The organism is Actinophytocola gossypii, from assembly GCF_025165815.1.
In the GTDB taxonomy this organism is placed as follows: Bacteria; Actinomycetota; Actinomycetes; order Mycobacteriales; family Pseudonocardiaceae; genus Actinophytocola; species Actinophytocola gossypii.
This window is the reverse complement of sequence record NZ_JAFFZE010000006.1, coordinates 460,619-487,042: the sequence shown is the minus strand read 5'-3', so window position 1 is coordinate 487,042 and position 26,424 is coordinate 460,619. Positions and strand designations below refer to the sequence as shown.

29 protein-coding genes are annotated in these 26,424 nt (G+C 72.7%); 19 read left to right on the top strand and 10 right to left on the bottom strand.

Annotation, left to right across the window (positions count from 1 at the left end; all coding sequences use genetic code 11):
* Positions 1-4 precede the first annotated feature (4 nt).
* Together JT362_RS06965 and JT362_RS06960 are read left to right on the top strand one after the other, a co-directional pair.
* On the top strand, positions 5-1,270 hold the full coding sequence (locus JT362_RS06965; RefSeq protein WP_260190182.1) for a hypothetical protein: 1,266 nt from the start codon (positions 5-7) through the stop codon (positions 1,268-1,270).
* Positions 1,271-1,312: 42 nt separating this feature from the next.
* Positions 1,313-1,792, top strand: coding sequence for a hypothetical protein (locus tag JT362_RS06960; RefSeq protein WP_260190181.1), 480 nt, complete (start codon positions 1,313-1,315; stop codon positions 1,790-1,792).
* On the opposite strand, the gene JT362_RS06955 is transcribed toward JT362_RS06960, so the two are convergent.
* The gene (locus JT362_RS06955) at positions 1,789-2,697 is read right to left on the bottom strand and encodes an SDR family oxidoreductase (protein WP_260190180.1); all 909 of its coding nucleotides are present in this window, start codon (positions 2,695-2,697) and stop codon (positions 1,789-1,791) included. The two genes, JT362_RS06960 and JT362_RS06955, sit on opposite strands and share 4 nt — an antisense overlap.
* Positions 2,698-2,863: 166 nt before the next feature.
* Here JT362_RS06955 and JT362_RS06950 point away from each other — a divergent pair, with 166 nt between their 5' ends.
* The 4 genes from JT362_RS06950 (at position 2,864) to JT362_RS06935 (ending at position 7,334) form a co-directional block, all read left to right on the top strand.
* Entirely contained in the window at positions 2,864-5,920 is a 3,057-nt protein-coding gene (locus JT362_RS06950) for an MFS transporter (protein ID WP_260190179.1), read from the top strand.
* A 75-nt stretch (positions 5,921-5,995) separates the two neighbouring features.
* Positions 5,996-6,298: a hypothetical protein gene (locus JT362_RS06945; RefSeq protein ID WP_260190178.1), complete on the top strand. Its 303-nt coding sequence runs from the start codon at positions 5,996-5,998 to the stop codon at positions 6,296-6,298.
* Entirely contained in the window at positions 6,295-6,963 is a 669-nt protein-coding gene (locus JT362_RS06940; RefSeq protein ID WP_260190177.1) for a hypothetical protein, read from the top strand. The genes JT362_RS06945 and JT362_RS06940 overlap by 4 nt, the downstream gene beginning before the upstream one ends.
* A gap of 8 nt (positions 6,964-6,971) precedes the next feature.
* Positions 6,972-7,334, top strand: a complete 363-nt coding sequence (locus JT362_RS06935) for a YbaB/EbfC family nucleoid-associated protein (RefSeq protein ID WP_260190176.1) — start codon at positions 6,972-6,974, stop codon at positions 7,332-7,334.
* A 3-nt stretch (positions 7,335-7,337) separates the two neighbouring features.
* Here the strand turns inward: JT362_RS06935 and JT362_RS06930 are convergent, their stop codons facing one another.
* The 4 genes from JT362_RS06930 to JT362_RS06915 all read right to left on the bottom strand — a co-directional run bounded on the left by JT362_RS06930 (position 7,338) and on the right by JT362_RS06915 (position 12,100).
* Positions 7,338-7,748 (bottom strand): winged helix-turn-helix transcriptional regulator, encoded by a 411-nt coding sequence (locus JT362_RS06930; RefSeq protein ID WP_260190175.1) that lies wholly within the window; start codon positions 7,746-7,748, stop codon positions 7,338-7,340.
* A 368-nt stretch (positions 7,749-8,116) separates the two neighbouring features.
* Positions 8,117-9,112: an LLM class flavin-dependent oxidoreductase gene (locus JT362_RS06925; RefSeq protein ID WP_260190407.1), complete on the bottom strand. Its 996-nt coding sequence runs from the start codon at positions 9,110-9,112 to the stop codon at positions 8,117-8,119.
* Positions 9,113-9,164: 52 nt separating this feature from the next.
* On the bottom strand, positions 9,165-11,045 hold the full coding sequence (locus JT362_RS06920; RefSeq protein WP_260190174.1) for a vWA domain-containing protein: 1,881 nt from the start codon (positions 11,043-11,045) through the stop codon (positions 9,165-9,167).
* Positions 11,042-12,100: an ATP-binding protein gene (locus JT362_RS06915; protein ID WP_260190173.1), complete on the bottom strand. Its 1,059-nt coding sequence runs from the start codon at positions 12,098-12,100 to the stop codon at positions 11,042-11,044. Before JT362_RS06915 ends, JT362_RS06920 begins: the two co-directional genes overlap by 4 nt.
* A 116-nt stretch (positions 12,101-12,216) precedes the next feature.
* On the opposite strand from JT362_RS06915, the gene JT362_RS06910 reads away from it, so the two are divergent.
* Genes JT362_RS06910 through JT362_RS35555 form a run of 4 tightly spaced genes read left to right on the top strand, consistent with a single transcriptional unit; the run spans position 12,217 to position 17,212 of the window.
* Positions 12,217-14,970 (top strand): alpha-amylase family glycosyl hydrolase, encoded by a 2,754-nt coding sequence (locus JT362_RS06910; protein ID WP_260190172.1) that lies wholly within the window; start codon positions 12,217-12,219, stop codon positions 14,968-14,970.
* Positions 14,971-14,980: 10 nt separating this feature from the next.
* Positions 14,981-15,457 (top strand): Cys-tRNA(Pro) deacylase, encoded by a 477-nt coding sequence (ybaK, locus tag JT362_RS06905; protein WP_260190171.1) that lies wholly within the window; start codon positions 14,981-14,983, stop codon positions 15,455-15,457.
* 37 nt (positions 15,458-15,494) lie between these two features.
* Positions 15,495-16,973 (top strand): SDR family oxidoreductase, encoded by a 1,479-nt coding sequence (locus JT362_RS06900; RefSeq protein WP_260190170.1) that lies wholly within the window; start codon positions 15,495-15,497, stop codon positions 16,971-16,973.
* The gene (locus JT362_RS35555; protein ID WP_375546451.1) at positions 16,970-17,212 is read left to right on the top strand and encodes an FAD-binding domain-containing protein; all 243 of its coding nucleotides are present in this window, start codon (positions 16,970-16,972) and stop codon (positions 17,210-17,212) included. The genes JT362_RS06900 and JT362_RS35555 overlap by 4 nt, the downstream gene beginning before the upstream one ends.
* Here JT362_RS35555 and JT362_RS06890 read toward each other — a convergent pair.
* The gene (locus JT362_RS06890) at positions 17,161-18,138 is read right to left on the bottom strand and encodes an RNA polymerase subunit sigma-70 (protein ID WP_260190169.1); all 978 of its coding nucleotides are present in this window, start codon (positions 18,136-18,138) and stop codon (positions 17,161-17,163) included. The genes JT362_RS35555 and JT362_RS06890 overlap by 52 nt on opposite strands.
* 91 nt (positions 18,139-18,229) lie before the next feature.
* Here JT362_RS06890 and JT362_RS06885 point away from each other — a divergent pair, with 91 nt between their 5' ends.
* Positions 18,230-18,556: a YciI family protein gene (locus JT362_RS06885; protein WP_260190168.1), complete on the top strand. Its 327-nt coding sequence runs from the start codon at positions 18,230-18,232 to the stop codon at positions 18,554-18,556.
* Between the two features lie 62 nt (positions 18,557-18,618).
* Positions 18,619-19,353, top strand: coding sequence for an alpha/beta fold hydrolase (locus JT362_RS06880; RefSeq protein WP_260190167.1), 735 nt, complete (start codon positions 18,619-18,621; stop codon positions 19,351-19,353).
* A 43-nt stretch (positions 19,354-19,396) separates the two neighbouring features.
* Here JT362_RS06880 and JT362_RS06875 read toward each other — a convergent pair whose 3' ends face one another.
* On the bottom strand, positions 19,397-19,852 hold the full coding sequence (locus JT362_RS06875) for an NUDIX hydrolase (protein ID WP_260190166.1): 456 nt from the start codon (positions 19,850-19,852) through the stop codon (positions 19,397-19,399).
* 49 nt (positions 19,853-19,901) lie between these two features.
* Positions 19,902-20,348 (bottom strand): nitroreductase family deazaflavin-dependent oxidoreductase, encoded by a 447-nt coding sequence (locus JT362_RS06870; RefSeq protein ID WP_260190165.1) that lies wholly within the window; start codon positions 20,346-20,348, stop codon positions 19,902-19,904.
* A gap of 185 nt (positions 20,349-20,533) precedes the next feature.
* Between JT362_RS06870 and JT362_RS06865 the strand changes: the two genes are divergently transcribed.
* The 6 genes from JT362_RS06865 to JT362_RS06840 all read left to right on the top strand — a co-directional run bounded on the left by JT362_RS06865 (position 20,534) and on the right by JT362_RS06840 (position 24,497).
* On the top strand, positions 20,534-20,878 hold the full coding sequence (locus tag JT362_RS06865) for a YciI family protein (RefSeq protein ID WP_260190406.1): 345 nt from the start codon (positions 20,534-20,536) through the stop codon (positions 20,876-20,878).
* Positions 20,875-22,023, top strand: a complete 1,149-nt coding sequence (locus JT362_RS06860) for an RNA polymerase sigma factor (RefSeq protein WP_260190164.1) — start codon at positions 20,875-20,877, stop codon at positions 22,021-22,023. Before JT362_RS06865 ends, JT362_RS06860 begins: the two co-directional genes overlap by 4 nt.
* Before the next feature lie 45 nt (positions 22,024-22,068).
* Positions 22,069-22,641, top strand: coding sequence for an ArsR/SmtB family transcription factor (locus JT362_RS06855; protein ID WP_260190163.1), 573 nt, complete (start codon positions 22,069-22,071; stop codon positions 22,639-22,641).
* A 1-nt stretch (position 22,642) separates the two neighbouring features.
* Positions 22,643-23,395, top strand: a complete 753-nt coding sequence (locus JT362_RS06850) for an SRPBCC family protein (RefSeq protein WP_260190162.1) — start codon at positions 22,643-22,645, stop codon at positions 23,393-23,395.
* Between the two features lie 12 nt (positions 23,396-23,407).
* Positions 23,408-24,208: an alpha/beta fold hydrolase gene (locus JT362_RS06845; protein ID WP_260190161.1), complete on the top strand. Its 801-nt coding sequence runs from the start codon at positions 23,408-23,410 to the stop codon at positions 24,206-24,208.
* Between the two features lie 115 nt (positions 24,209-24,323).
* The gene (locus tag JT362_RS06840) at positions 24,324-24,497 is read left to right on the top strand and encodes a hypothetical protein (RefSeq protein ID WP_260190160.1); all 174 of its coding nucleotides are present in this window, start codon (positions 24,324-24,326) and stop codon (positions 24,495-24,497) included.
* Here JT362_RS06840 and JT362_RS06835 read toward each other — a convergent pair.
* Positions 24,470-25,105 (bottom strand): TetR/AcrR family transcriptional regulator, encoded by a 636-nt coding sequence (locus tag JT362_RS06835; protein ID WP_260190159.1) that lies wholly within the window; start codon positions 25,103-25,105, stop codon positions 24,470-24,472. The genes JT362_RS06840 and JT362_RS06835 overlap by 28 nt on opposite strands.
* An 83-nt stretch (positions 25,106-25,188) precedes the next feature.
* Here JT362_RS06835 and JT362_RS06830 point away from each other — a divergent pair, with 83 nt between their 5' ends.
* Positions 25,189-25,578, top strand: coding sequence for a DUF4345 domain-containing protein (locus JT362_RS06830; protein WP_260190158.1), 390 nt, complete (start codon positions 25,189-25,191; stop codon positions 25,576-25,578).
* Between the two features lie 21 nt (positions 25,579-25,599).
* Here the strand turns inward: JT362_RS06830 and JT362_RS06825 are convergent, their stop codons facing one another.
* Complete coding sequence (locus JT362_RS06825) at positions 25,600-26,421, bottom strand: alpha/beta fold hydrolase (RefSeq protein ID WP_260190157.1); 822 nt, start codon at positions 26,419-26,421, stop codon at positions 25,600-25,602.
* Between the last annotated feature and the right edge of the window lie 3 nt (positions 26,422-26,424).

Below are 26,424 nucleotides of genomic sequence, written 5' to 3'. Positions count from 1 at the left end.
GCACATGGGTTACACCGCTTTCGAGGACGCCATCGCCGACTTCGGCTTCTACCTGAGCGCGGAGGCGGGCTACACGCTGCCGACCATCGAACGGCTCGCGCGCGACGAGGGCATGAGCGACCACGGGTTCGTCGGGCTGCTCGAACCACTCGGCGACATCGTCAACGGCGAGGCGTCGGTCATGGTCGGCTCGGCGTTCAGCGAGATGCAGCGCAAGCTCTGCGACCTGGGCGACTCCGTCCTCGGAGCGGCCAAGAGCTACGGGTACGTCGACGAGAACAACAAGTCGCTGCTCGAACGCAACGGCCTCGGCGGCGGCACCGACGAGGAGATCGACTTCGGTCACGGCTACGGCAACGGCGACGGGTACGACCGGCACCTCGACGACGGCTCGTCGGACTTCAAGTACACCGAGACCGACATCTCCGCCATCGACCGGCCGGACACCAACTACTCCGAGGACATCGACACCGGTGGCGTGCTGACCGTTCTCGACTGGATCTGGTCGGAGTTCGACGTCGACGGCGGCAAGGGCTTCACCGACTCGATGATCTCCCCCCTCGCCGGCAACTACAACAGCATCGCCGCCAACGGCGAAGCCTGGCGCAGCGTCGGCACCAACTTCGGCCTCCTCGCCGCCAGCCTCGGCAACAACGCCAGCACACTGGCCACCGAGTACTGGGAAGGCGACGCGGCCGCCGCGTTCGAGCAGTTCTTCGACCTGTTCTGGAAGAAGGGCGCGGTCTGGGCGGGCCAGCAGCTCGGCGAGTTCGTCGCCAAGGGCTTCGACAAGATCGCCGACGTCTCCAAGCGGATCGCCCAGCTCGCCGTCGACTGCATCAACCGGCTCATCACCGTCGCGCGCAAGATCGCCACCAAGGCCATCCCGGTCGTCGGCTGGGCGTGGACGGCCATCCAGTCCGCCGGCAAGTGGATCGGCAAGATCTTCGGCGTCGACATCGACGACCTCTACGACGACATCATGTCGATCATCAACACCGCGCAGGCGGTGTTCGACCTGTTCACCTCCATGGAGCAGGTGGTGACCAGCATGCAGGAGTACTTCAACACCCTGTCCGAGCTGCTCACCACCGTCCAGACGATCCCGGAGATCGGCAGCCTCACCGACGCGGTGGAGACCGCCGAGACCATCAACGAACAGCGCACGACCATGGACGAGCAGAAGACCCAGGTCACCGAAGGCATCAACTCGGCGGACGACGCGCTGACCGAGTTGGAGGACATCGCGGCGGGCGCCGAGAACCAGTAGGGGGCAGGACCAATGCAGGGTCGATCACTTCCGACATTCGACATGGACCAGGCCGAGCGCGAGCTGGACGCGCGCATCGACTACGCCTTCGCCAAGGCGCGCGCGGCCGAGCAGCAGGCCGAGGACATGGAGCGCCGCGCGGGCCCGCCGGAGCCGCCGACCGACGAGGACGTCGAGCGGATCAAGGCCTACGTCGAGGGCCACGGGCGGACCGAGGAGTGGCAGCGGGTCATCGAGCGGATCAACCGGGGCGAGGTGACCTGGCGGCAGGTCGTCGAGGGCCTGGCGACCGGGCGGCTCGACCACGGCGTGGCCGCCGCCTTCGACTCGCTGTCCAGGGTTCCCCCGGCGAGCATGGAGAAGCTGGTCGAGATCGGCGTCGCCGAGCCGGAGCAGCCCGAACCGCCGGCCGAGGAGGAGCCGCCGCGGCCCGAGCCGCCCTCGGCCCGGCGCCGGCGCCCGGTCGAGGAGGAGGACGAGGACTCGTTCTTCGAGAACCCGCTCATGCACCGGCGGCGCTAGCGGTACCCGGTCGCGTCGGCCGGCTTGCCGGCGCTCTCGACCTCCGCGATGTAGCGCCAGGCGTCGGGGCGGCTGCCGTCGGTGTCGGTGAACCCGTACACCGGGGCCAGCTGCCCCGACGACAGGGACTGCCCCGACCAGCGGGACACGTCCGGGTCGGCGGCGAGCGCGGCGGCGGCCCGGCCGACGAACGCCGGGGACTCGGAGATCACGAAGTGCGGGTGGTCGGCGGTGGCGTCCCGCCAGTTGGCCTCGGTGACGCCGAACCCCTCGAGCATCGCCTCCGAGCGGAGCCAGCCGGGGGTCAGCGCGACCGCCGTGCAGCCGTACGGGCGCAGCTCCTCGGCCTGGGCGAGGGCCATCCGCTGCACGGACGTCTTCACCAGGTCGTAGAAGAACCCCGCGTCGGCCCGGTAGCTGGCGTTGGACTCGGCGGTGCCGTCGGTCATCTCGATCACCAGGCCGCCCGGCCGGCGGATCAGCAGCGGGAGCGCGGTGTGGCTGGTGATCGCGTGGGTCTCCACGCCAAGGCGCAGCATCCGCAGGCCGCCGTCGAGCGGGAGCTCCCAGAACTTCTTGCCGAACTCGATGTAGGGGTCGCCGCCCCAGACGTCGTTGACCAGCACGTCGAGCCGGCCCCGGTCGGTGTCGATCCGGTCGACGAGCGCCCGCACCTGGTCCGGCTCGAGGTGGTCGACGCGCACCGGGACGCCGGTGCCCCCGGCCGCGTCGACCAGCTCGGCGGTCTCCTCGATCGTCTCCGGCCGGTTCAGCTCCGACCGCCGCTCGCGCGTGGTCCGGCCGGTCACGTACACGGTCATGCCGAGCCTGCCCAGCTCGACGGCGATCGCCCGGCCGGCCGCCCGCGTTCCACCGGCGACCAGCGCCACCTTGTTGTCCGTCATGCGGGCCACCCTGCCGGGCAAACCTGACAACCGCTGGCGGGATTCCCCGCCCACTACGTTGCGTGAGCACATTGGGCCGTTCGGGTGGACACCGGCCACGAGGGTGGTGCGCCTCCGGCAGCGCTCTAGTCTCGGGTCCACGGGCCACGCGGGGTACGGCCCGGAGGTGTTCACCGAGCGAGGGCAGACGATGGGTCGCGCGGGTTTTCGTGACGTGCTGTCCGTGCGCGAGTTCCGCGCGCTCTGGGGCGCCGAGCTGCTGTCCGTCCTCGGTGACCAGTTCGCCAGGGTCGGCATCGCCGTGCTGGTGTACGCCAGGACCTCGTCCGCGTCCCTCACCGCGCTGACCTACGCGCTGACCTTCCTTCCCGCGATCCTCGGCGGCGTGCTGCTCGGCGGGTTGGCCGACCGCTACCGCCGCCGCGAGCTGATGGTGGCCGTCGACGTGCTCCGCGCGGTGCTCGCCGCGTTGATGGCGATCCCGGCGCTGCCGCTTCCGGTGCTGATGGCCCTGGTGTTCCCGCTGACGCTCGTCGGGCCGCCGTTCAAGGCAGCGCAGCAGGCGCTGCTGCCGGCGATCCTGACCGGCGACCGGTACGTCACCGGGCTCGCCCTGCGCACGGTCACCAACCAGACCGTGCAGGCCGTCGGGTTCCTGTTCGGCGGCGTGCTGGTCGCGCTGGTCGAGCCGCACGTCGCGCTCGGCCTGAACGCCGCGACGTTCCTGCTCAGCGCCGTGCTGCTGATGGCCGGGGTGCGCGACCGCCCGGCCGCCCGGCGGGACCGGGCCGAGCGGTCCACCGGCGCCGCCCGCCTGGTGTGGCGCGACCGCCGGCTGCGCGGCCTGACGGCGCTGTCCTGGTTGATCGGCGTGTTCGTGGTGCCGGAGGGCCTCGCCGCCCCGTACGCGGCCGGCCTCGGCGTCCCGGTCGCCGCGGTCGGCCTGCTGATGGCGGCCATGCCGGTCGGCAACATCGTCGGGGCGTGGCTCGTCGCCCGCGTTCCGGACCACCGGCGGGCGCGGGCGACCACCGTGCTGGCGGTCGCGGCGGGGGTGCCGCTCGCCCTGTGCGCGTTCGGGCCACCGCTGTGGCTGGTCGTTCCGCTGTGGGCGCTGTGCGGCGCCTGCGCGACGGGGTACCTGCTCCTCGCCCAGGCCGCCTTCGTACTCGCCGTGCCCGACCACCACCGGGGCGCCGCGTCCGGGCTGGTTGGTGCCGGAGTGCTGTCCTCCCAGGGACTCGCGATCCTCGGGGCGGGCATACTCGCGGACATGACCAGTTCGGCACTCGCGGTCGCCGTCGGCGGCGTGGCCGGCATCGTGCTCACTGGCCTCGTGGGGTCGTCGTGGCTTCGCGCCCGTATCCGTCCGGGCGGGCGCGAGACCGACGACGCTGATCAGCATGGGGCGATCACCAGTCCCAGCTTCGCGACATCAGACACACCTCCTTCCAGGACGAACGGCAACGGGCACACTCCCGGGTTCACCAATCCCAGCTCCGCGACATCGGGCACACCTCCCACCAGCGGAAACGCCGTCGAGAACGACCTCGTGAACGGCAACGGACACAGGGGTCACGGGCTCACCAGTCCCAGCTCCGCATCGGACGCACCTCCTTCCGGGACGAACGGCAACGGACACACTCCCGGGTTCACCAGTCCCAGCTCCGCGACATCGGGCACACCTCCCACCAGCGAGAACACCATCGAGAACGACAGCGCGAACGGTCAGCTACCGGACCTCACCAGTCCCAGCTCCGCATCGGACACACCTCCTCCCAGCACGAACGGCAACGGACGGGTACGGGGATTCACCAGTCCCAGCTACGCGACATCGCTGGCACCTCCTTCCATCGGCACGGCCGCCGAGCACGGCATGGGGGATGCTGATCAGCGTGAGGTCCCCCGACCGCCGCACCCAGCATCCCCGCCGACCGATACCCGGTCCAGGGGACCGGCACGCTGGGCACTGTGGCGTGAGCCGGCCCGGGTGCTGGCGCTGCTGCTGGTCGTGGAGACCGCGGCCGCCGGCCTGACCCTGTTCCACGCCCTGCGGGCCTCGGTCGACGGCACCGACCTCGCCATGCTCGGGATCATCGTCGGGCTCGGCGTGGCCATGGGCGAGATGACCAGGCACGTGGAACGGGTGCGCCGCCGGTTCAACGACACCCCGCACGTCAACCTGACCTCGGTGTGGACGTTCTCCGCCATCCTGGTGCTGCCGACGGCGCTGGTCCCGGTGGTGACCTGCGCGCTGTACCTGCACCTGTTCTGGCGCAGCTGGTACCGGGTGCGCAGCGTGCGCGCCTACCGGCTGGTGTTCACCGCGTCCACGGTCGTGCTGGCCGCGCACAGCGCGTCGGCGATCCGGTACCAGCTCGCGCCCGGCGACCTGACGGACTGGGGCCGCCCGGAGGTGTTCGCGGCGATCGTGCTCGCCGTGCTGGTGTACTCGGCGGTGAACCTGGGTCTCGTCGCCACCGCCATCACCCTGCACGAACAGCGGCTCAGCCTGCGGCGCGCGCTCGGCACGGGCAAGGAGGCGGCGCTGGAGTACGGCACGATCGGCCTCGGCGCGATCAACGCGATCCTGCTCGCCCTGCACCCCAGCTGGTCGCTGATGATGGTGCCGGCGCTGCTGGTGCTGCACCGCAGCGTACTGCTGCGTCAGCTCGAGGAGGCCGCGTCCACCGACCAGAAGACCGGCCTGGCGAACGCCACGGCCTGGACGAACCTGGCGACGGCCGAGGTCCGGCGCGCCGCGCGGGACGAGACCCGGGTCGGGGTGCTGATGGTCGACCTCGACCACTTCAAGGCGGTCAACGACCTGCACGGGCACCTGGTCGGCGACCGGGTGCTGCAGGCCGTCGCGGACACCCTGACCGCCTGCGCCGGCCGGTACGACGTGGTCGGGCGCTGGGGCGGCGAGGAGTTCGTTGTGCTGTGCCCGGAGATCACCCGGGAGGAGCTGCACGCGACCGGCGAGCGCATCTGCGAGCGGGTCCGCGAGCTGCGCGTCCCGGTCTCGGCCGAGGACGGTGCCGAGGTGGTCGACGGGCTGAGCGTGTCGATCGGGGTGGCGCTGTACCCGGAGTTCGGGCCGGACCTGCAGGACGTGCTGCTGGCCGCCGACGACGCGCTGTTCGTGGCCAAGGACTCGGGCCGCAACCAGGTGCAGGCGATCGTCGCCGCGATCGGCGACCTGACCCAGCGGCCGGGTTGATCCGAACGGAGTAATTCTTCTCCTGTTACATCCAATTCGGATATGTCACGTCGTCGGTCGTGCTGTGCTTTGCGCATGGGTTACACGACCGACGCGAACTACCTGCTCCAGGCGAGCAAGGACATCGCGGTCGAGGTCGGCGAGGCCGACGCGACGACCGCCGACTTCGAGGGCGGCTCGGAACTGCCCTGGCACGAGTGGGGTGAGTACGCCGCCGCGCTCCACGGGCCGTACCAGTCGGCCCGCGCGAGCATGCTGGCCTGCATGGTGCGGGTGGGCACCCTGCTCGACGCCCACGCGGACGCGCTGAAGCAGGCCGGCGACCTGTACCTGGGCCTGGAGGAGGCCGCGACGCACCGGCTGGGAGGAATCCGATGACCCTCCTCGCGGAGAAGGTGCCGCCGCAGTTCTGGCCGACCATCAACCGGATCGACGGGCTGATCGCCGAACACGGCGTGCCCGTCCCCCAACTCGGCGACACCCTGCGGAAGATCGCGCTGTTCGACCCGGACGCGGTGCGCACGGCCGCGGCCGCGTGGGGCACCGGCGGCGGGGACGGGCTGCCCGGGTCGATGGCGAACGCGATCACCCAGGACCTGACCGAGGTCGTCACCAAGGTCGGCCAGCGCTGGGAGGGCGAGGCCTGGCAGGCGTTCAAGCAGGACATGGACCTCGCGCTCGACCTGATCGCCAGGATCGGCGACCCCGCGGGACAGATCGGGGACCTGCTCACCGATCTGGCCGGTGACCTGGAGATGGGCTGGGAGGAGATCGTCGGCTGGATCCTGACGCTCGCCGGCATCGTCGTCATGCTCGCCACCTGGGAGACCTTCGTCGGCGCGGTGGTCGGCGCGGTCATCACGGTGATCGGCCTGCTGCTCGACGCGTACTCGACGGTCGTGAAGCGCCTGCTCAACGTGAACACGAGCGTCGAGGAGCTGGAGCGGCTGATCAGCGAGAAGATCCCCTCGGTCGCCGACGCGCCGACCCGGCCGGGCGCACCGCGCGACTGGGACGCCAGGACCACCGACCCGAACACCTGAGGACGATCATGACAGGCGACGAGCAGGTATTCCTCGACGCGGCCGAACGGCTGCGCGGCGCGGCGGAGCGGGCGGGCACCACGCCGTTCGACTACCTGCGCAACGGCTTCTCCGGCCGGTCCGCCGACGGCTCGGTGACGGTCTGGGTGGACGCGCTCGGGCGGGTGCGGGACACCACCATCCGCCAGGGCACCCTGTTGGAGGGCGATGAGCAACGCGTCGCGGCGGCGTTCACCGAGGCCGCGAAGGCCGCGGCGGAGGCGGCACGCGACCTGCTCACGCCGGAGGGGCCGCACCCGGACCACCCGGCCGAGCAGACCACCGACGACGTGATGGTCAAGGGTGTGTTCGATCCGCGGTCGTCCTGGTAGGGCCTAGTCCGGTTCTTCCGTTCTGGCCGCGGCGTAGGCGGCGCGGGCGCGGCTGAGCTCGCCGCGGTGGTCCTCGGCCCACTTGGCGAGCGGGAGCAGGGCGCGCAGCAGGGAGCGGCCCATCGGGGTGAGCTGGTACCAGGTGGAGCCGAAGGTGCTCGGCCGCTCGATCTTGAGGACCAGACCGTCGCGCTGCATCCGGTGCAGGGTGTCGGTGAGCACCTTCTGCCGCAGCGGGCGCTCGTGGGTGACCCAGCCCAGGCGCTCCTCGGTGCGGTTGATGTGCTCCAGCAGCTTCGAGTAGGTCATCGGCCGCGCGGTCAGCGACGCCAGCACGGCGGTCACCCACTGGCCGGAGAGCGCGCCCATGGCCTCGTGGATGCCGTGCCGGTACGGCAGGCTCTCGTCGTTCACGCCGTCACCCCCTGATCGACTTCGCTGCGTGGTCATCCGGCCACGGTGAAGTACGTTACTCCGAACGAGTGAACACGCATCCGGAAGCCCTGGTCGGAGGTCGCATACCCCCGGGTTTGGCGGCTACGCACCTTGCAGTGCGCCGAGGGCACCGGTGTACGAATCGACCTGGCCGCGGCGGACGAGTCGCGGGTCGGGGAGCCGGGGCGACGGTGACGCCGACAAATCCGAGCCGCGGGTAACCATCCTTGCCCGCGTTGCCGGTGTCACCGTCAACCTGCCCCTCGCGAGCGGCTCGTGCCGCCGCGTCCACACCTGCCGCCGGTGATCGTGAAAGAGGGGGATCACCGGCGGCACGGGACGCGTGTCTAGCGGACGACCTTCTCACTGATCAGTTCGAAGGACCGGATCCGCTCCTCCTGGTCGTAGACCATCGTGGTCAGCATCAGCTCGTCGGCGCCGGTGCGGTCGAGCAGGCCGGTCAGCTGCCGCCGCACGGTCTCCGGCGAGCCGACCGCCTGGTCGGCGAACCGGTCCTCGGCGAACGCGCGCTCCTGGTCGGTGTACGGGTACGCGGCGGCCTCCTCCGGCGTGACCAGGGCCTCGGGCTTGCCGGTCCGCAGCTTGAGGAACGCCAGCGACGCCGGCCCGGACAGGAACCTGGCCCGCTCGTCGGTGTCCGCGCAGATCGCGTTGACCGCGACCTTCGCGTACGGCCGCGAAAGCCAGCGCGAGGGGCGGAAGTTCGACCGGTACAGCTCCAGCGCCGGGATCGTGTTCGCCGAGCTGAAGTGGTGCGCGAACGAGAACGGCAGCCCCAGCACCCCAGCGAGCTGCGCACTGAACCCGGACGAGCCAAGCAGCCAGACAGCCGGCTCGTTCCCCTTGCCGGGCACCGCGACGATCCGGTCGCCGCTGCCCTCGAAGTAGCCGATCAGGTCGCCGAGCTCCTGCGGGAACCCCTCCGCGGACAGCCCGGCCATGGTCCGCCGCAGGGCCAGCGCGGTCCGCTGGTCGGTACCCGGCGCGCGGCCGATCCCCAGGTCGATCCGGCCCGGGTGCAGCGCCTCCAGCGTCCCGAACTGCTCGGCGACGACCAGCGGCGCGTGGTTGGGCAGCATCACCCCGCCCGACCCGACCCGGATCGTCGAGGTCGCGGCCGCGAGGTGCGCGATCAGCACGGCGGGCGACGAACTGGCGATGGAGGGCATGTTGTGGTGCTCGGCCACCCAGATCCGGCGGTACCCGAGCTCCTCCACCCGCCGGGCGAGCGCGGTGGTCGCGGCCAGCGCCTCGGTCGCGGTGGCCCCCTTGGCCAACGGGGCAAGATCCAGGACGGACAGCGGAACATCGATCACATCCAGGGGCAACCCGCCACCGCCGGCATTTCTTCCCGGTGCGAACCCAGCCGCGAAGTCAGCGCACCCGGAACAGCGGGCCCCTCGGCGTGAACGGCAGCCGGGCGCCCGCCGGGACCAGGAACGCGTGCTCGCGGCGGACCCGGACCACGTCGCAGGCGCCGTCGGTGATCACCAGGATGGGCCCGTCCGCAGGGAAGTCGGGCGCCCGTTCCAGCAGCGTGACGCCCGGCTGCAGCACGGTCCCGCCCCGGCCGCGGACCCGCACCCGGCCCGCGATCAGCTCCACCGGCAGGTAGCCGGCGTCGTAGGCGACCGCGTCGCAGAACACCACGCGGGCGGCCGGCACGTCCCTGGCCGTGGCGTACGAGGCGATCGCGCCGAGCGCCTTGCCGAGCAGCTCGGTGTCCATCGACCCGGACGTGTCCAGCACGACCCCGAATGTCGGCCGCGACGTCAGCTCCTCCGGCCGCACCCGGCCCGGGCGCGGGATGCCCGGGCTCGCGGCCTGCCGCCGGGACGCCCGCGCGTACGTCCGCCGGGGCTCCGCGGACCGCACGTGCTCGTCGAACCAGCGGGCGAGCTGGGCGTCCCACGGCAGCGGCGGGTGGTCCAGTGCCCGGATCTCCTCCTCGAGCCCGGCGGGGACGGTGCCCCGGTCGCTCGCGTGCTGGTACTCCAGGCCCTGGGTCAGCGCGCGGCGGTAGAACTCGTCGAGGTCGACCCGCCGCGCCCGGTCCGCGGCCCACGGCGTCGGCCGCCGCTCGCGCCGCGACGCGCGCCGCCGCTCGGCCTCCGGTTCGGACAGCCAGTCGCCGAGCACGTCGCCGGTGGCGCGGCCGAGGGTGGCGAGCTTGCGGGAGCGGCGCAGGTCGGTGGTCAACGTGTCGTACACCGACTCCGCGGACAGGTCGGTGAGCCGCTGGTCGTGCAGCAGGCCGTCGGGGGCGTGCCCGACGCCCATGGCCACCAGCCACCCGTTGATCACGTAGTCGCAGGCGACGTTCCACAGGTAGGGGTCGCGCCCGTCGACCCGGCGGTCGTGGCGCAGCGCGGCGTGCAGCATCTCGTGCGCCAGCACGAACCGCCACTCCTCGGCGGAGAGCGTGGCGAGCGGGTTGACGTAGATCTCGCCGTGCTCGGGGCTGACCGCCGCGACCGAGATGTCCCAGGCCCGCGCCACCTCGGCGTCCGGCACCAACGTGAACCCGCCGGCGACCGCGCCGAGCAGCGGGAACGACGAGACGAACCAGGACAGCGCACGGTCCCACTCACGCCGCGCCCGGCCGATCCCGGCCTGCCCGCGCGACTCCGCGGCCCGCGACATCGCCTCGGTCGCCGCGTCGGTCAGGCCGGCTGCGAAGAACTCGTCCCACGCCGTGCGCCGCGGCTGGTGGTAGCGCGGCCGGTACGCCGGGGTCGGGGTGGGCACCAGGCAGGGCTGGTCGCCGCCGGTGCCGTACGCCAGGAACTCCGCGGGCACGCCGGCCTCGCGCCAGCGGCGGGTGAGGGAGAGCTCGTCGCCGCCGGGCGGCTCCGGCAGCAGGTCCGGTGCCCGGCCCACCCGCACGATCTCCGCGAACCGGGTGACCGCGACACAGCAGGCGGTCACGTACACCGGGTCGATGCCGGTGTCGGTGACCGCGCCTGCCTCGGCGACGCGGTCCGTGTCGGTGTGGCCGAGCCCGAGGTGCAGCAGCAGGTGCGCGAACACCCAGGCCCACTCGGCCGGCTCGGCGTCCCGCTCGGCGTTCACCGTGATCGTGCCCTGGCCGTCGACCACACCCCAGCTGTCCACGCCGGTGAGGCCGGTCCGCGTGTCGATCCGCACGATGTCGGCGAGGCGGCCGAGCACCACGCTGTCGCGGACCGCGCCCCAGCCGGCGAGGACGGCCGCCTTCCGGCGCTCCCGGCGCTTCGCGTCGGCCTGGCGGCTCATGTCCGGGCGGCCACCAGCCGCGGCAGGTCGCGGGCCGCCTCGACCAGAAACCAGGACGGCAGCGTGCCGCCGTCCTCCCCCTCGGCGATGACCAGCTGCGCGACCTCGAGCGAGATCTCCGCGAGCTCCACCAGCATCGCCTTGGCGCGGAACGCGAACTGCCGCACGCCGGCCGAGGCGTGCCGCCGGTCGGCGGGCAGCTCCTTGGCCAGCCGGGCCCGGAACGTCTCGGCCAGGAAGTAGAGCAGGTCGCGGTCGCCCGGTTCGGCCGGCCAGCGCGCGTCGCCCTTGACGATCGCGTCCAGGTCGTAGGCGTGCCGGGCGACCTTCAGGTAGGCGCGGAACGCCCCGGCGTGCTTCGGGGTCAGGGTCGCGTAGGCGAGCAGCGCGACGGTCTCGTCGTCGACCGGATCGCCATAGGAGTGCAGGACGTCGGAGAGCATGTGCCAGGACCGGGGCGTGGAGAACGGCTCCTCGGTCTTCGGCGGCGCGCTCCACAGGTGGTCCGGGCGCTGGGTGAGGTACGCCACGACCCACGGGTGGATGCCGTTGTTCGCCGCCCAGGTGAGCCAGTCGTCCGGCGACGCGCGCAGGTGGACGTGCACCAGCCGATTGACCAGCGCGGACGCCATCGGCCGGGCGAGCGCCTGGTCGGTGGCCCGGTTGCCGGCGCCGATCACCACCGAGCCCGCCGGCAGCTCGTAGGAGCCGATGCGCCGGTCGAGGATCAGCGAGTAGAACGCCTTCTGCACGTCCGGCGACGCCGCGTTCAGCTCGTCCAGGAACAAGACGTACGGGGAGTTCCGCGCGATCTGCTCCGGCGGGCAGAACCGGCTGCGGCCGTCGACGATCGTCGGCACGCCGATCAGATCCTCCGGCGCGAGCTGGGTGCCGAGCAGCGACACGCACTCCAGCCCCAACGACGCGGCGAACTGGCGGACCATCGAGGACTTCCCGATCCCCGGCGCGCCCCACAGGAACACCGGCCGCACCACGGCGACATTGAGCAGCACGTCGGGCAGACGTGCCGGTGTGACGGTGAGCTGGGCGTGCACCGTCACATGATCGCCCGCCGAGCCGCCCGGACGCAGCCGAATTGGGCGGGTTGGCCGTCGCCGTGGGGGTTCGGCTGCGGCTAACGTCTCCGGCCAGCCGCACCTGTGGAGGTCGCATGTCCGTCCGTCGCGCCGCCGTGGCGCTGTTGGTTCCGCTTCTCGCCGCCGGGCTGACGGCCACCGCTTCGCCGGCCGCCGCCGCGCGGGGGCCGGAGGCGTTGCACTCGCTGCGCGGGCCGGTGACCGACGAGAACTTCTACTTCGTCATGGCGGACCGGTTCGCCAACGGGGACTCGGGCAACGACCGGGGCGGGCTGCCCGACGATCCGCTGGTGTCCGGGTTCGACCCGACGAAGAAGGGCTTCTACAACGGCGGCGACCTGGCTGGGCTGCGCGACCGGCTGGACTACATCCAGGGCCTCGGTACCACGTCGATCTGGCTCACCCCGAGCTTCAAGAACAAGCCGGTGCAGCTGGAGGACGGCCCGTCGGCCGGCTACCACGGGTACTGGATCACCGACTTCACCCGGATCGACCCGCACCTCGGGACCAACGAGGAGCTGGCCGCGCTGGTGGACGACGCGCACGACCGCGGCATGAAGGTCTACTTCGACATCATCACCAACCACACCGCGGACGTCATCGGGTACGCGGAGGGCGCGCGCAAGGAGTACGTGTCCAAGGACGCCGCGCCGTACCGGACGGCCTCCGGCGAGGTGTTCGACGACCGGGACTTCGCGGGGTCGGCGGACTTCCCGGCGATGGATCCGGCCACCTCGTTCCCGTACACGCCGGTGCTCGACCCGGCCGAGACCGACCTCAAGGTCCCGGGCTGGCTCAACGACGTGACGCTCTACCACAACCGGGGCGACACGACGTTCGTCGGCGAGGACTCCCAGTACGGCGACTTCTTCGGCCTGGACGACCTGTTCACCGAGCACCCCCGCGTGGTCGACGGGATGGCCGACATCTACGAGCGCTGGATCGCCGACTTCGGCATCGACGGCTTCCGGATCGACACGATGAAGCACGTCGACGACGCGTTCTGGCGGTCGTTCGGGCCCCGGGTGCTGAAGTTCGCCCGCGAGCACGGCAAGCGCGAGTTCTTCATGTTCGGCGAGGTGTTCGACACCACCAAGGACTACACCTCGCACTTCACCACCACCGGGCGGATGCAGGCGGTGCTGGACTTCCCGTTCCAGGCCGCGGCCCGCGAGTTCGCGTCCGGGAGCGGGCCGACCGACGCGCTCGCCCGGTTCTTCGCCGACGACGACTGGTACACCGACGCCGACTCGAACGCCTACCAGTTGCCGACCTTCCTCGGGAACCACGACATGGGGCGCTTCGGCGGGTTCGTGGTCGCCGACAACCCCGGCCAGGGTGACCACGAGTGGGTGCTGCGGGACCGGCTCGGGCACGAGCTGATGTACTTCTCCCGGGGCAACCCGGTGATCTACTACGGCGACGAGCAGGGCTTCACCGGCCCCGGCGGCGACCAGGACGCGCGGCAGACGCTGTTCGCCTCCCAGGTGCCGGAGTACCTCGACGACGACCTGCTCGGCACGTCCTCGACGCACGCGGAGGACAACTACGACACCGGCCACCAGCTGTACCGGGCGATCAGCGACCTCGCGTCGGTGACCCGCGAGCATCCGGCGCTGCGGAACGGCACCCAGCAGCACCGCCTCTCCTCCCCCGAGGCCGGCGTGTACGCGTTCTCCCGGATCGACCGCGAGCAGCGGCGCGAGTACGTGGTGGCCCTGAACAACAGCGAGGGCCCGAAGGAGGTCGCGATCCCGACGTACACGAAGCGGAAGAACTACCGCCTGGTGTACGGGATCGGCAGCCAGCGGCTGCGCACCGACCGGGACGGCGAGCTGAACCTGACCGTGCCGGCGCTGTCCACCGTGGTCTACGCGCTGGACGGGAAGGTCCCGCGCTCGAACCGGGCGCCGATGATCTCGCTGTACAGCCCGCAGCCGGCCGCCGACGCGCGCGGACGGATGCAGGTGGTGGCCGACGTGCGGGGTTCGTCGCTGTACGAGGTGACGTTCGAGGCGCGGGTCGCCGGCGGCCGCTGGCACCCGGTCGGAACCGACGACAACGCGCCGTACCGGGTGTTCCACGACGTGTCCTCGCTGGACCCGGCGACGCCGGTGGAGTACCGCGCGGTGGTGCTGGACAACGCGGGCCACACCCGCGCGAGCGGCACCGTGCGGGGCCGGGTGCCCGCGCCGTCGGTGACCATCGAGGCCCCGGCGGAGGGCGGCGGCGTGCGCGGCGCGGTCGAGGTGCGCGCGGTGGCCGACCCGGAGCGGGCGTCGCACGTGGTGCGGTTCGAGCGCAGCGTCGACGGCGGCCCGTGGACCGCGATCGGCGGCGACTCCACGTCACCCGCGTACACGGTGTTCGACGACCTGACGCCGCTGGGCCTCGAGCCGGACACGCCGGTGGCGTACCGGGCGTGGCTGTCCGGCGGCGTGGTGTCCGCGACCCGGACCGTCCGCTACGCCGGTCCCCCGCTGGAGGTCGCCACCCTGCGGTACCACCGCCCGGCCGGCGACTACGGCGAGTGGGGCCTGCACCTGTGGGGCGACGCGGTCGACCCGTCGGTGCTCGAACAGGTGGCCTGGGACCGCCCGTGGCCGCCGGCACGCGTGGAGGACGGCTGGGCGGTGTACGAGATCCCGCTCGCCGACGACACGAAGCCGGTCAACTTCATCATGCACCTGCCGGGCGGCGACACCGTCCCGGCCACCCGCGAACCCGGCGGCGACCGCTCCTTCCGCCCGATCGACGACCCCACGGTCTGGATCCGGCAGGGCGACCCGACGGTGTACCCGACCGAGCCCGCGCTGCCCTCCCGCTAGGGTCGCCGGCGTGGCAGGGAAGGGAACGCAGGCGACCGCGTTGCTGGTGAAGCAGCGGGTGGCGCACCGGGTGCACGAGTACGCGCACGACCCGAGGGCGGCGTCGTACGGGACCGAGGCGAGCGAGGTGCTCGGGCTACCGGCCGAGCGGGTGTTCAAGACGCTCGTCGCCGAGGTCGACGGGGCGTTGACGATCGGCGTGGTGCCGGTGTCGGGCCAGCTGGACCTCAAGGCGCTGGCCGCCGCGGTCGGCGGGAAGAAGGCGCGGATGGCCGAGGTCGCCGCCGCCGAGCGTGCGACCGGGTACGTCGCCGGCGGCATCGCCCCGCTCGGACACCGCAAACGCCTCCCGGTCGTCCTCGACACCTCGGCGACCGACCACGACACGATCTACTGCAGCGCTGGTCGCCGCGGCCTGGAGATCGAGCTGGCCCCGGCCGACCTGACCCGGCTGGCGAACGCCACGATCGCGCCGATCGCCACCTGAACTGCGCGCCGGGGCGATCTGGGCGAGGATCGTCGGCATGCGCTGTGTGGTGTTCGGGGCGACCGGGTACGTCGGCGGCCGGCTGGTGCCCGCGTTGCTCGACGCCGGCCACCAGGTCCGGGCCGTCGCCCGCACGCCGGGCAAGCTCGAGCACGCGCCGTGGCGCGAGCGGGTCGAGGTCGTCCGGGGCGACGTCATCGACGCCACCTCGGTGGCCGCCGCGCTCGACGGGCAGGACGTCGCCTACTACCTCGTGCACTCCCTGCACCAGCGCGACTTCGTCGACCTGGACCGGGTCGCCGCGCGCACCGTCGCCGACGCCGCCGCCTCGTCCGCGCTCCAGCGGATCGTCTACCTCGGCGGGATCGCGCCGGACGGACAGCTGTCCGCGCACCTGGCCTCCCGCAAGGAGGTCGGCGAGATCCTGATCGGCTCCGGCGTGCCGACCGCCGTGCTCAACGCGGCGATCGTCATCGGCTCCGGGTCGGCGAGCTTCGAGATGCTGCGCCACCTCACCGAACGGCTCCCGGCGATGGTCACCCCGCGCTGGGTGCACAACCGGATCCAGCCGATCGCGATCCGGGACGTCGTGCACTACCTCACCCGCGCCGCCGAGCTGCCGGCCGGCGTCAGCCGCGCGTTCGACATCGGTGGCCCGGACGTGCTCACCTACCTGGAGATGATGCGCACCTACGCGATCGTCGCCGGGCTGCCGCGCCGGTTCGTGCTGCCGATCCCGGTGCTCTCGCCGTGGCTGTCCGCGCAGTGGGTCAACCTGGTCACGCCGGTACCGCGCGGGATCGCGGTGCCGCTGATCGAGTCGCTCGTGCACGAGGTGGTGTGCCGCGAGCACGACATCGCCGAGTACGTCCCCGACCCGCCGGCGACCCACGTCGAGCGGGCCATCGAGCTGGCGCTCACCCGGATCCGGAACGCCGACGTGCCGACCCGCTGGTCCGACGCCAGCGCGCCGTCCGACCCGCTGCCCACCGACCCGGACTGGTCGGGTGGCAGCGTCTACGTCGACGTCCGCGAGCTGCGCACCACCGCCGACCCGGACGCGCTGTGGCGGGTCATCGAGGCCATCGGCGGCGAGCACGGCTGGTACTCGTTCCCGCTGGCGTGGTCGGTACGCGGCTGGATCGACCGGCTCGCCGGCGGCGCCGGCCTGCGCCGAGGCCGCCGCGACCCCCGACGGCTGCACGAGGGCGAGGCGCTGGACTGGTGGCGGGTCGAGCTGCTGGACCGGCCCCGGCGGCTGCGGCTGCGCGCGGAGATGCGGGTGCCGGGCCGGGCGTGGCTGGAGCTGTACGCGGCCCCGGGCGACGACGGCGGCGCGATCTACCGGCAGCGGGCGGTCTTCGAGCCGCACGGACTGGCCGGGCACCTGTACTGGAAGTCGGTCGCGCCCTTCCACGACATCGTCTTCGGCGGCATGGCCCGCAACATCACCGGCACCGCCGAGCACCAGGAGGTCAGGCCGAGCGCTTCGCAACCGCGCCTCGGGGGAACGTGACGCAAGCCGGCCACGAGTACGCGCGGGTCGCGGAGGAGGTCGGGGCCGCACGGGTGCACGTGTCCGGCGACGTGCGGGTGCTGAACCCGCTGCGCCAGGCGGAACGCCACGACCCGGACGGCGAGTACGTGCGCCGGTACGTGCCCGAGCTGGCGCACGTCCCGGACGGTTCGGTGCGCGAGCCGGCCTACCCCGTGATCTCCGCCGTGATCTCCGCGGGCAGGTCGAAGTACCGGTAGGTCGCGACGCCGAAGCAGGTGATCTCGGCGACCTGCCCGTCGACGATCCGCAGCACGTCCAGGCCGAACGCCCGGTACGGCCCGGAGCCAGGCGGGCGGATGTAGGTGGCGATGGCCGGGTCGCCGTTCGCGACGGTCGGCACGCACCGGAACTCCGCCCGGTCCGGGCCGTGGAAGATCGGCTGCCAGGCCTCGATCAGCGTGTCCCGGCCGGAGTACCAGGCGGGGTCGTCGGACATGTTGCCGCCGGTCCACGGGGCCTGGGCGCAGCGGGCGTCCTCGCGGAGCAGGGTGCCCAGTTCGGCGTCGGCGCCGCGTTCGAGGGCGTCCATGTACCGGTGGACCACCGCCAGCTCCTCCTCGGTCGGCTTGGCGCCTGACCAGTCGAGGCGGCGCGCGGGCAGGTGGGCGCGCAGGGTCTCGCGGGCGCGTTGCAGCGCGCTGTTGGCGCCGGCGACGGTGGTGTCCAGTTGGGCGGCGGTCTCCTTGGCCGACCAGCCGAGCACGTCGCGCAGGACGAGCACCGCGCGCTGGCGGGGCGGCAGGTACTGCACGGCGGCGAGGAAGGCGAGCTCGACGGTCTCGCGGGAGACGGCGGCCTCGTCGGGGAGCAGGGCGTCCGGGTACGGGGTCAGCCAGGGCACGGCGACCGCGGGCGGCGGGGTGTCGGTCGGCACCGGCAGGGTGGGGCGGGGGCGGCGTTCCAGCAGGTCGAGGCTGGCGTTGGTGGCGATGCGGTACAGCCAGGCGCGGAAGGACGCGCGGCCGGCGTAGGTCTCGCGGCGGCGCCACGCACGCAGGAACGTCTCCTGCACCAGGTCCTCGGCGTCCTCGAAGTTGCCGAGCATGCGGTAGCAGTGCACTCGCAGCTCGCGGCGGTGCCGGTCGGTCAGCTCGGCGAACTCCGCCTCGGTCAGTGCGTCCATGGGTTCGTTCCCTCCTTCGGGCATCCTGTCGCACTGTGTGACGGCCGGTGGGGGCGGAACTCATCGGTGCGGAATCGAGGACGGAGGTTCGATGAGGTTCATGCTGATGCTGTGCGGCGACGAGACCGCCGAGGCGAGCGCCGAGGTGATGACCGGCTGCGCCGAGTGGCAGCGCGAGATGCGGGGGCGCGGGGTCCTGCTCGACGCGCTCGGGCTGCACCCGCCCGCGTCGGCGGGCACGGTGCGGGTGCGGGCCGGCGAGGTGCTGCTGACCGACGGCCCGTTCGCCGAGACCAAGGAGCAGATGGGCGGCGTCACCCTGATCGACTGCGCCGACCGCGACGAGGCCCTGCGGATCGCCGCGAGCCACCCGTGGGCGGAGTTCGGCACGATCGAGGTCCGTCAGCTGTACGGCTGACCTGTCGATCCGCGCGGTGCCCGTTCGTCGGTGGGGTGTCCACCAACGGAAAGGAACTCGACATGGACAAGACGACCTCCGCCGACGGCACCCCGCTCGCCTACGACCGGGTCGGCGACGGCCCCGCGGTCGTGTGCGTCGGCGGCGCGCTCAACACGCGCCACACCTCGGCACGGCTGGCACATGCCCTGGCCGACCGGTTCACGGTGTACCTCTACGACCGCCGCGGCCGGGGCGACAGCGGGGACACCGGCCCGTACGCCGTGGACCGGGAGATCGAGGACCTCGCCGCGATCGTGGCCGTCGCGGGTGGTCCGGCGCGGGTGTACGGCATGTCGTCCGGCGCGATCCTGGCCCTGCGCGCGGAGGCCGCCGGCGTGCCGATCGCCAGGCTGGCCGGGTACGAGCCGCCGCTGCCCGCGCTGGCGCCGCCGGCACCCGAGCGCTACCCGGAACGCCTGGCCGCCGCCCTGGCCGAGGGACGCCGCGACGAGGCACTGCGCCTGTTCATGGTCGAGGTGGTCGGCCTGCCAGCCGAGCCCGCGGCGGGTGCCGCCCGGATCCCCGACCTGCTGGCGATCGCCCACACGCTCCCGTACGACGACGCGGTCATCACCGGCGGCCCGGTCCCGGTCAGCCCGCGGGTGCCGACGCTGACCCTCGCCGGCGGCGCGAGCCCGGCCTGGATGCGCGAGGCGTCCCGTGCGGTCGCCGGTGAGCACCGGGTCCTGCCCGGCCAGACCCACGACGTGGACCCGGTGGTCCTGGCCGAGGCCCTGGCCGACTTCTTCGCCTGACCCACCGACGCGGGAGGTGCCGGAGCCGGCATCTCCCGCGGGCTCAGGCCAGCCCGGCCAGGCGGTCGAGGAACGCCCGCTGCCCGCCGACGATCTTCTCCGCCGCCTCGGACAACGGGAACCACGCCACCCGGTCCACCTCGGGGAACTCGCGCACCCGGCCCGAGCGCGGCGGCCACTCCAGCTCGAACGTCCCGGGCACCACGGCCGCCGGGTCCAGGTCCCCGGCCAACGCCCACGCGGTCACCGTCTTGCCGCCGGACTGGCGGACCGTGCCCAGCTCGACCAGGTCCCCGGCCGGCACCGGCAACCCCAGCTCCTCGGTGAACTCCCGGCGCGCCGCCGCCACGGGTTCCTCGTCCGGCTCGTACTCGCCCTTGGGCATCGACCACGCGCCGGCGTCCTTGCGCGCCCAGAACGGCCCACCCATGTGCCCCAACAACACCTCGACCCCCGCCTCGGCGCACCGGAACAGCAGGATCCCCGCGCTGTGCTTCATGGTTCGCTTCGCTCCTCCGCTACCCGCCGCTCTCGCTCACGGGCACGGGTCAGTCCTGTGGGGTCAGCAGGACGACCGGGATCACCCGCTCGGTCTTCCGCGCGTACTCGTCGTACAGCGGGAAGATGTCCACCATCCTCGGCCAGAGGGTCTCGCGTTCGGCCGGGGACGCGACCCGGGCGCGGGCGGTGAACCGCCGGGTGCCGACCTGCACCCCGACGCTGGGCTCCGCCTGGAGGTTCTTGAACCACGCCGGGTCCTCGTCGGCGCCGCCCTTGGACGCCACCACCACGAAGTCGTCGCCGGAGGTGCCGTAGATCAGGCAGGTGCGCCGCGGCTCGCCGGTTCGGCGTCCGGTGGTGGCCAGCACGAGGTTGTACACGCCGTTCGACTCGTGTCCGTCGGTGCCGCCCGACGCCAGATACCTGCGGGCGTGCTCGGCGACCCAGTCCCAGGTCGAGTCGGTTGCGCGGTCGAGATCGTCGGCGACGGCCATGGCATCGCTCCCTTCCGGTGCGGATGGTACTGAAATCAGTACACCGGCGATGTCGAGAACGTGACGCCGGCTCCGTCCCAGGGGCACAGCGGCCGAGCCGGGCCGCACGACGAAGGAGAACCACCGTGAAGTACCTGCTGCTCAAGCACTACCGAGGCGCCCCAACCGCCGCCAACGACGTGCCGATGGACCGGTGGACGCCGGCGGAGGTCGACGCGCACATGCGGTACATGCACGACTTCGCCGCCCGCCTGGAGGAGACGGGTGAGTTCGTCGACACCCAGGCGCTGTTGCCGGACGGCGCGTTCGTCCGGTACGACGGCCCGGGACGCCCGCCGGTGACCGACGGCCCGTTCGCCGAGACCAAGGACCTCATCGCCGGCTGGTACATCATCGACGTGGAGTCCTGGGAGCGCGCGGTCGAGCTGGCCGGGGAGCTGTCCGCCGCTCCCGGCGCGGGCGGCGAACCGATCCACGAGTGGCTCGAGGTGCGCCCGTTCTTCACCGGGTCGCCCACGGTGAACGAGTGAACGAGGCGCTGCTGCGCGAGCTCGTGCCCGCGGTGATCGGTGTCCTCGTCCGGCGCGGAGCGGACTTCGCGTCGGCCGAGGACGCCGTGCAGGAGGCCCTGATCCGGGCGCTGGAAACCTGGCCGGACGATCCGCCGCGCGAGCCGAAGGCGTGGCTGGTCGCGGTGGGGTGGCGCAAGTTCCTCGACGCCACCCGGGCCGAGACGTCCCGGCGGGGGCGCGAGCTCACCGTCGAGCTGGAGCCGCCGGCCGGTCCGGCGCCCGGCGAGGACGACACGCTGCGGCTCTACTTCCTGTGCGCGCACCCCACCCTGCCGGTCGGCTCGGCCGTCGCCCTGACGCTGCGCGCGGTCGGCGGCCTGACCACCCGGCAGATCGCGGCGGCGTACCTCGTCCCCGAGGCGACCATGGCGCAGCGGATCAGCCGGGCCAAGCGGCGGATCGCCGGGCTGCCCCTGGACCGGCCCGGCGATCTCGGCACGGTGCTGCGGGTGCTGTACCTCGTGTTCAACGAGGGGTACGGCGGCGACGTCGACCTGGCCGGCGAGGCGATCCGGCTCACCCGCCAGCTCGTCGCGTTGACCGGCGAGCCGGAGGTCTCCGGGCTGCTCGCGCTGATGCTGCTGCACCACGCCCGCCGCGCGTCGCGCACCGGCGAGGACGGTCGCCTGGTGCCGCTCGCCGCGCAGGACCGGTCGCGCTGGGACACCCGCCTGATCGCCGAGGGGGTGACGATCCTGCAGGCCGCGCTGGCCCGCGACCGGCTCGGCGAGTACCAGGCGCAGGCCGCGATCGCCGCCCTGCACGCGGACGCGCCGAGCACCGCCGAGACGGACTGGGTGCAGATCGTCGAGTGGTACGACGAGCTGCTGCTCCGCACCGACAGCCCGGTGGTGCGGCTCAACCGCGCGGTGGCCGTCGGGGAGGCCGACGGGCCGGGAGCCGGCCTGGCCGCGCTGGCCGACGTGCCGGCCGACCTGCCCCGGTACGCGGCGGTGACGGCGTACCTGCACGAGCGCGCCGGGGACCTCGAGCGCGCCGCCGACCTGTACGCCGAGGCCGCCCGCGCCGCCACCAGCGTGCCGGAGCGAGACCACCTCACCCGGGAGGCGGCCCGCGTGCGCCACCACCTCACCACCGAATAAAACTTTTGTCTTGACAAATCTTCTTTTCGGCGCGAAGCTACTGCCATGATCGACGTGGCAGTGATCGAGGACCCGGCCGCGGCCGCGGTCTCCCTGGACCCGACCCGGGCCAGGCTGTTGGCCGAACTGGCCGAGCCGAGCTCGGCGAGCACGCTCGCCAACCGGGTCGGGATCCCCCGGCAGAAGGTGAACTACCACCTCCGCACCCTCGAACAGCACGGCCTGGTCGAGCTGGTCGAGGAACGGCGCAAGGGCAACGTCACCGAACGGCTCCTCCGGGCCATCGCGTCCTCGTACGTCATCTCCCCGGTCGCCCTCGCCGCCGTCCAGCCCGACCCGGACCGCGCCCCCGACCGGCTCTCCGCCCGCTGGCTGCTCGCGCTCGGCTCCCGCCTGGTCCGCGACGTCGGCACCCTGCTCACCGGCGCCGGCAAGGCCGACAAGCGCGTCGCCACCTTCGCGATCGATGGCGAGATCCGGTTCGCCTCCCCGGCGCGGCGGGCCGCGTTCGCCGAGGAGCTGGGTCAGGCGGTCACCGCGCTCGTCGGCAAGTACCACGACGACAACGGTCGCGCACACCGCCTCCTCGTCGCCGTCCACCCGAAAGTGGAGCGCTGACGTGGGACGCGAGTTCGAGAGCACCGACCAGGTCGAGCTGGACGCGTCCCCGGAGGAGATCTGGCGGGCCATCGCCACCGGCCCGGGCATCGACTCCTGGTTCATGGGCCGCAACGAGGTCGACGCCGCGCACGGCGCCGTGCGCCAGTCGTTCGGCGACTTCCAGCCCGAGTACCGGATCGCCGGCTGGGAGCCGATGTGGCGCCTGGCCTACGGCACCGACGAGGCCCCGGACGGTCGGTTCGTCGCCTACGAGTTCCTCATCGAGGGCCGGGACCGCTCGTCCACGGTGCTCCGCATGGCGACCAGCGGCTTCCTCCCCGGGGACGACTGGTCCGACGAGTACGACGCGATGCGTGCCGGCAACGCGATGTTCTTCGCCACGCTGGCCACGTACCTGACGCACTTCGCCGGCCGGACCGGGCGGCCGCTGACCGTGTTCGGCCCACCGGTGACCGACTGGCCGGCGACCTGGCGCGCGCTCGCGTCCGCGCTCGGCCTGGCCGGCCCGCCGATGGTCGGCGACCGGGTGTCGTTCGCGCTGGAGGGGTTGCCGCCGGCGCGCGGCGAGGTGTACTTCGTCAACTCCCAGACCGTCGGCGTGCGTACCGCCGACGGGCTCTACCGGTTCCTCAAGGGGTTCCGCGGCCCGCTGATCGCCTGCCACAGCGTGCTCACCCCCGGCTTCACCGAGACCGACCGGGACGCGGCCGAATCGGCCTGGCGCTCCTGGCTCACCACCACATCGTTCTGAAGGGAAAGAACCATGACCGAGTACCTGACCTCCGCCGACGGTACGAAGATCGCCTACGAGCGCACCGGCTCCGGCCCGTCGCTGATCCTGGTCGACGGCGCGATGTGCTACCGCGCCAGCGGCCCGGCCAGACCGCTCGCCAAGGAGCTGGCCGCCGACTTCACCGTGTTCACCTACGACCGCCGGGGCCGCGGCGAGAGCGGCCCCGGCTCGGAGATCTCCGCCGAGCGTGAGCTGGAGGACGTGGCGGCGGTGGCGGAGGAGGCGGGCGGAACGCCGTTCCTGTACGGCATCTCGTCGGGCGCGGTGCTGGCCGCGGACGCGGCCGCGCGCGGGATCGGGGTGCCGAAGCTCGCGCTGTACGAGCCACCGCTGATCGTCGACTCCGAGCACCGCGAGCCGCTGCCGGCCGACGTGCTGGAGCAGGTGACGGCGATGGTCTCGGCCGGCCGCAACGCCGAAACGGTGTCGTACTTCATGAAGTCGGTCGAGGTCCCGGGCTTCGCGATCGTGTTGATGAGGCTCATGCCCGGCTGGTCGAAGCTGAAGGCGGTCGCGCCGACGCTGCGCTACGACTTCACCTTCCTGCGCGGCCTGCAGCAGGGCGTTCGTCCGCCCGCGGACCGGTGGGCGACGGTCACGATGCCGACCCTGGTCGTCGACGGCGGCAAGAGCTCGGCCTGGATGCGCACCGGCGTACGCGCGATGGCCGACGCGCTGCCGAACGCCACCTACCGGACCCTGCCCGGCCAGAACCACCTGGTGAAGCCCAAGGCACTGGCGCCGATGCTGAGGGAGTTCTTCGCCGGCTGAGGGCCCCTTACCCCGGTTTCGGCGCGCGGACGTGCCCGTTCACCCCATGCCCGGCCCGCCACCTCAGCACGAGTCTCGACCTCGTCGGAATCCCGTCGAACGAGGAGCGAGCGAGATGAACTGGACCCAGGAGGCCGTGCGAGCCGAGCTGGCCTACCGCGTCGAGCAGGCGGTCGGCGACCGGGGAACGACCGCGGCGCACGTGCTCGCCGCACGCGAGCGCCGCCCGTCGTGGTGGCGCCGGCTGCGCACCCGGCTGGGTCACCCGGTCGGCGCGTCACCGACCTGACCCGGGACGAGCCCGGTGGGCGGGTGGCCGAAGTCGGTCACCCGTCCCACCGCACCCAGGAGCGCGCCGAGACACAGGTCGCGCAGCTCGGTGCGCGAGAAGGACTCGTTGGCCAGCCAGTCCACGCACAGCACGCGGACGAACACCAGCCAACCGGCCAGGGCGGCGGACACCAGCTCGCGCGCGTGGTCGGTCAGACCCGCGGCGTCCACCAGGCGCTGCCGCAACACCGCCAGCTCGTCGCTGATCACCGCCTGGATCACCGGATCGCCGGCGAGTGTGCGGTTGGCGGCCAGCACGGTGTTGCGGTTCGCGACGAAGTAGTCGAGGTGCGCGTCCAGGCCGGCGGACAGCTGGTCGACGACGGGCACCGCGGGGTCGAGTTCGGTCCGCGCGAGCAGACCGTCCGCCGCCTGCCGGTAGACGGCCGCGAACACGTCCCGCTTCGCCGGGAAGTGGCGGTACAACAGGGCCCTGGAGATGCCGGCCTGTGCGGCGATCTCCTCCATCCGAACCTCGTCGTACGGCCTGGCCGCGAACAGCCGCGCCGCGACGTCGACCAGTTGGGCGCGTCGCTGCGCGGGGGCGAGCCGGCGGCGTGGAGTCACGCCACCAACCTAGTTGACATGTGTCAACCACGGTCCTACGGTCAGCCAAGTAGATGGTTGTCTACTAGGACGGGGTAGGGGTCGTGGCCACGCTGCTCAGGGTGCTGCTGCTGGTCATGGGGGTCGCCTGTGTGGCGATCGGCGTGTTCCACTTCCTCCTGGGCATCGACTCGGTGCCGGGTGAAGGGTCGGCCGGCGCCACGGTCGACAGCCGGGAGCGGTACTACGGGGCGATCTTCGCCGGCTACGGCCTCGCCTGGATCTGGGTCGCCCGGCAGACCCCGATCAGGGCCGCCGCCGTGCGCTGGCTGGCCGGCATCTTCCTGCTCGGCGGGGTCGGCCGCCTGCTGTCACTGGCCCGGTACGGACCCCCGCACTGGTTCCAGACGGTGCTGACCGTGCTCGAGCTGGCGCTGCCGCCCGTCTACCTCTGGCTCGCCACCGCCGACGAGCGGCGGGCCGCGAGCGGGTAGCCACCACCTTCGAAGCGACGTTCAGGACGTGTGGGCGACCAGTTCGCGGAGGACCAGCGGCCAGTCCGGGCGGGTGAGCTCGTGGCCGACGCCCGGCATCGGGACCAGGCGGGCGTTCGGGATCTCCCTGGCCAGCGCCTCGCCGTGGGCCGGCGGGAACATGGGGTCCTCGGTGCCGTGCAGCACCAGCGTCGGCGCGGTCACCTCCGGGAGCCGCGACCGCCACGGCCCGCCGCCCTCGGCCAGGTAGTGGTTCTTGGCCGCCGACTCCGGGTTCGTGGTCCGGTCGTGCGCCAGCGCGGCCACGGCCCGGAACGCCTCGGCGTCGAACGGCCTCGTCGCCGCCGCGTACGGGCGTTGGCTCTCCACGTGGTAGTCGAGCACCGCCGCGCGGTCGGACCAGTCCGGCTCGGGCGGCGGCTCGAAGGCGCCCATCGGCGGGAGGTCGGGGTCACCGGCGCCGCCGCTGGTCGAGATCAGGGTCAGGGTGCGGACCGCCTCCGGGTGGGCCAGGGCCAGCAGCTGGGTGAGGCCCCCGCCCATGGAGATGCCGACGAGGTGCGCCGGCGACACCCCGAGCGCGGCCAGGACGGCCACCGGGTCCTCGACCAGGTCCTCGGAGCGGTAGCCCGGCGCGCCGGGCGGGTAGCTCACCGACTCCCCGGTGTCCCGGTGGTCGTAGCGGACCACGTACCGGCCCGCGTCGGCGAGGGCGGCGCAGAAGTCCGGCTCCCACCAGTCCATCGAGCAGCCGACGCCCGCGACCAGCAGGACCGGCGGGTCGGTCCGGGCACCGAACGTGGACACCGCCAGGCGGACACCGCGCACGTCGACCAGTTGCATGGC

Coding starts and splice junctions, on each gene's coding strand:
- JT362_RS06960 (WP_260190181.1), top strand. CDS start 1,313: ATGGACCAGGCCGAGCGCGAGCTGGACGCGCGCATCGACTACGCCTTC.
- JT362_RS06875 (WP_260190166.1), bottom strand. CDS start 19,852: ATGAAGCACAGCGCGGGGATCCTGCTGTTCCGGTGCGCCGAGGCGGGG.
- JT362_RS06910 (WP_260190172.1), top strand. CDS start 12,217: ATGTCCGTCCGTCGCGCCGCCGTGGCGCTGTTGGTTCCGCTTCTCGCC.
- JT362_RS06840 (WP_260190160.1), top strand. CDS start 24,324: ATGAACTGGACCCAGGAGGCCGTGCGAGCCGAGCTGGCCTACCGCGTC.
- JT362_RS06890 (WP_260190169.1), bottom strand. CDS start 18,138: ATGGACGCACTGACCGAGGCGGAGTTCGCCGAGCTGACCGACCGGCAC.
- JT362_RS06940 (WP_260190177.1), top strand. CDS start 6,295: ATGACCCTCCTCGCGGAGAAGGTGCCGCCGCAGTTCTGGCCGACCATC.
- JT362_RS06845 (WP_260190161.1), top strand. CDS start 23,408: ATGACCGAGTACCTGACCTCCGCCGACGGTACGAAGATCGCCTACGAG.
- JT362_RS06920 (WP_260190174.1), bottom strand. CDS start 11,045: ATGAGCCGCCAGGCCGACGCGAAGCGCCGGGAGCGCCGGAAGGCGGCC.
- JT362_RS06935 (WP_260190176.1), top strand. CDS start 6,972: ATGACAGGCGACGAGCAGGTATTCCTCGACGCGGCCGAACGGCTGCGC.
- JT362_RS06825 (WP_260190157.1), bottom strand. CDS start 26,421: ATGCAACTGGTCGACGTGCGCGGTGTCCGCCTGGCGGTGTCCACGTTC.
- JT362_RS06880 (WP_260190167.1), top strand. CDS start 18,619: ATGGACAAGACGACCTCCGCCGACGGCACCCCGCTCGCCTACGACCGG.
- JT362_RS06855 (WP_260190163.1), top strand. CDS start 22,069: ATGATCGACGTGGCAGTGATCGAGGACCCGGCCGCGGCCGCGGTCTCC.
- JT362_RS06865 (WP_260190406.1), top strand. CDS start 20,534: ATGGACCGGTGGACGCCGGCGGAGGTCGACGCGCACATGCGGTACATG.
- JT362_RS06965 (WP_260190182.1), top strand. CDS start 5: ATGGGTTACACCGCTTTCGAGGACGCCATCGCCGACTTCGGCTTCTAC.
- JT362_RS06900 (WP_260190170.1), top strand. CDS start 15,495: ATGCGCTGTGTGGTGTTCGGGGCGACCGGGTACGTCGGCGGCCGGCTG.
- JT362_RS06870 (WP_260190165.1), bottom strand. CDS start 20,348: ATGGCCGTCGCCGACGATCTCGACCGCGCAACCGACTCGACCTGGGAC.
- JT362_RS06885 (WP_260190168.1), top strand. CDS start 18,230: ATGAGGTTCATGCTGATGCTGTGCGGCGACGAGACCGCCGAGGCGAGC.
- JT362_RS06945 (WP_260190178.1), top strand. CDS start 5,996: ATGGGTTACACGACCGACGCGAACTACCTGCTCCAGGCGAGCAAGGAC.
- JT362_RS06955 (WP_260190180.1), bottom strand. CDS start 2,697: ATGACGGACAACAAGGTGGCGCTGGTCGCCGGTGGAACGCGGGCGGCC.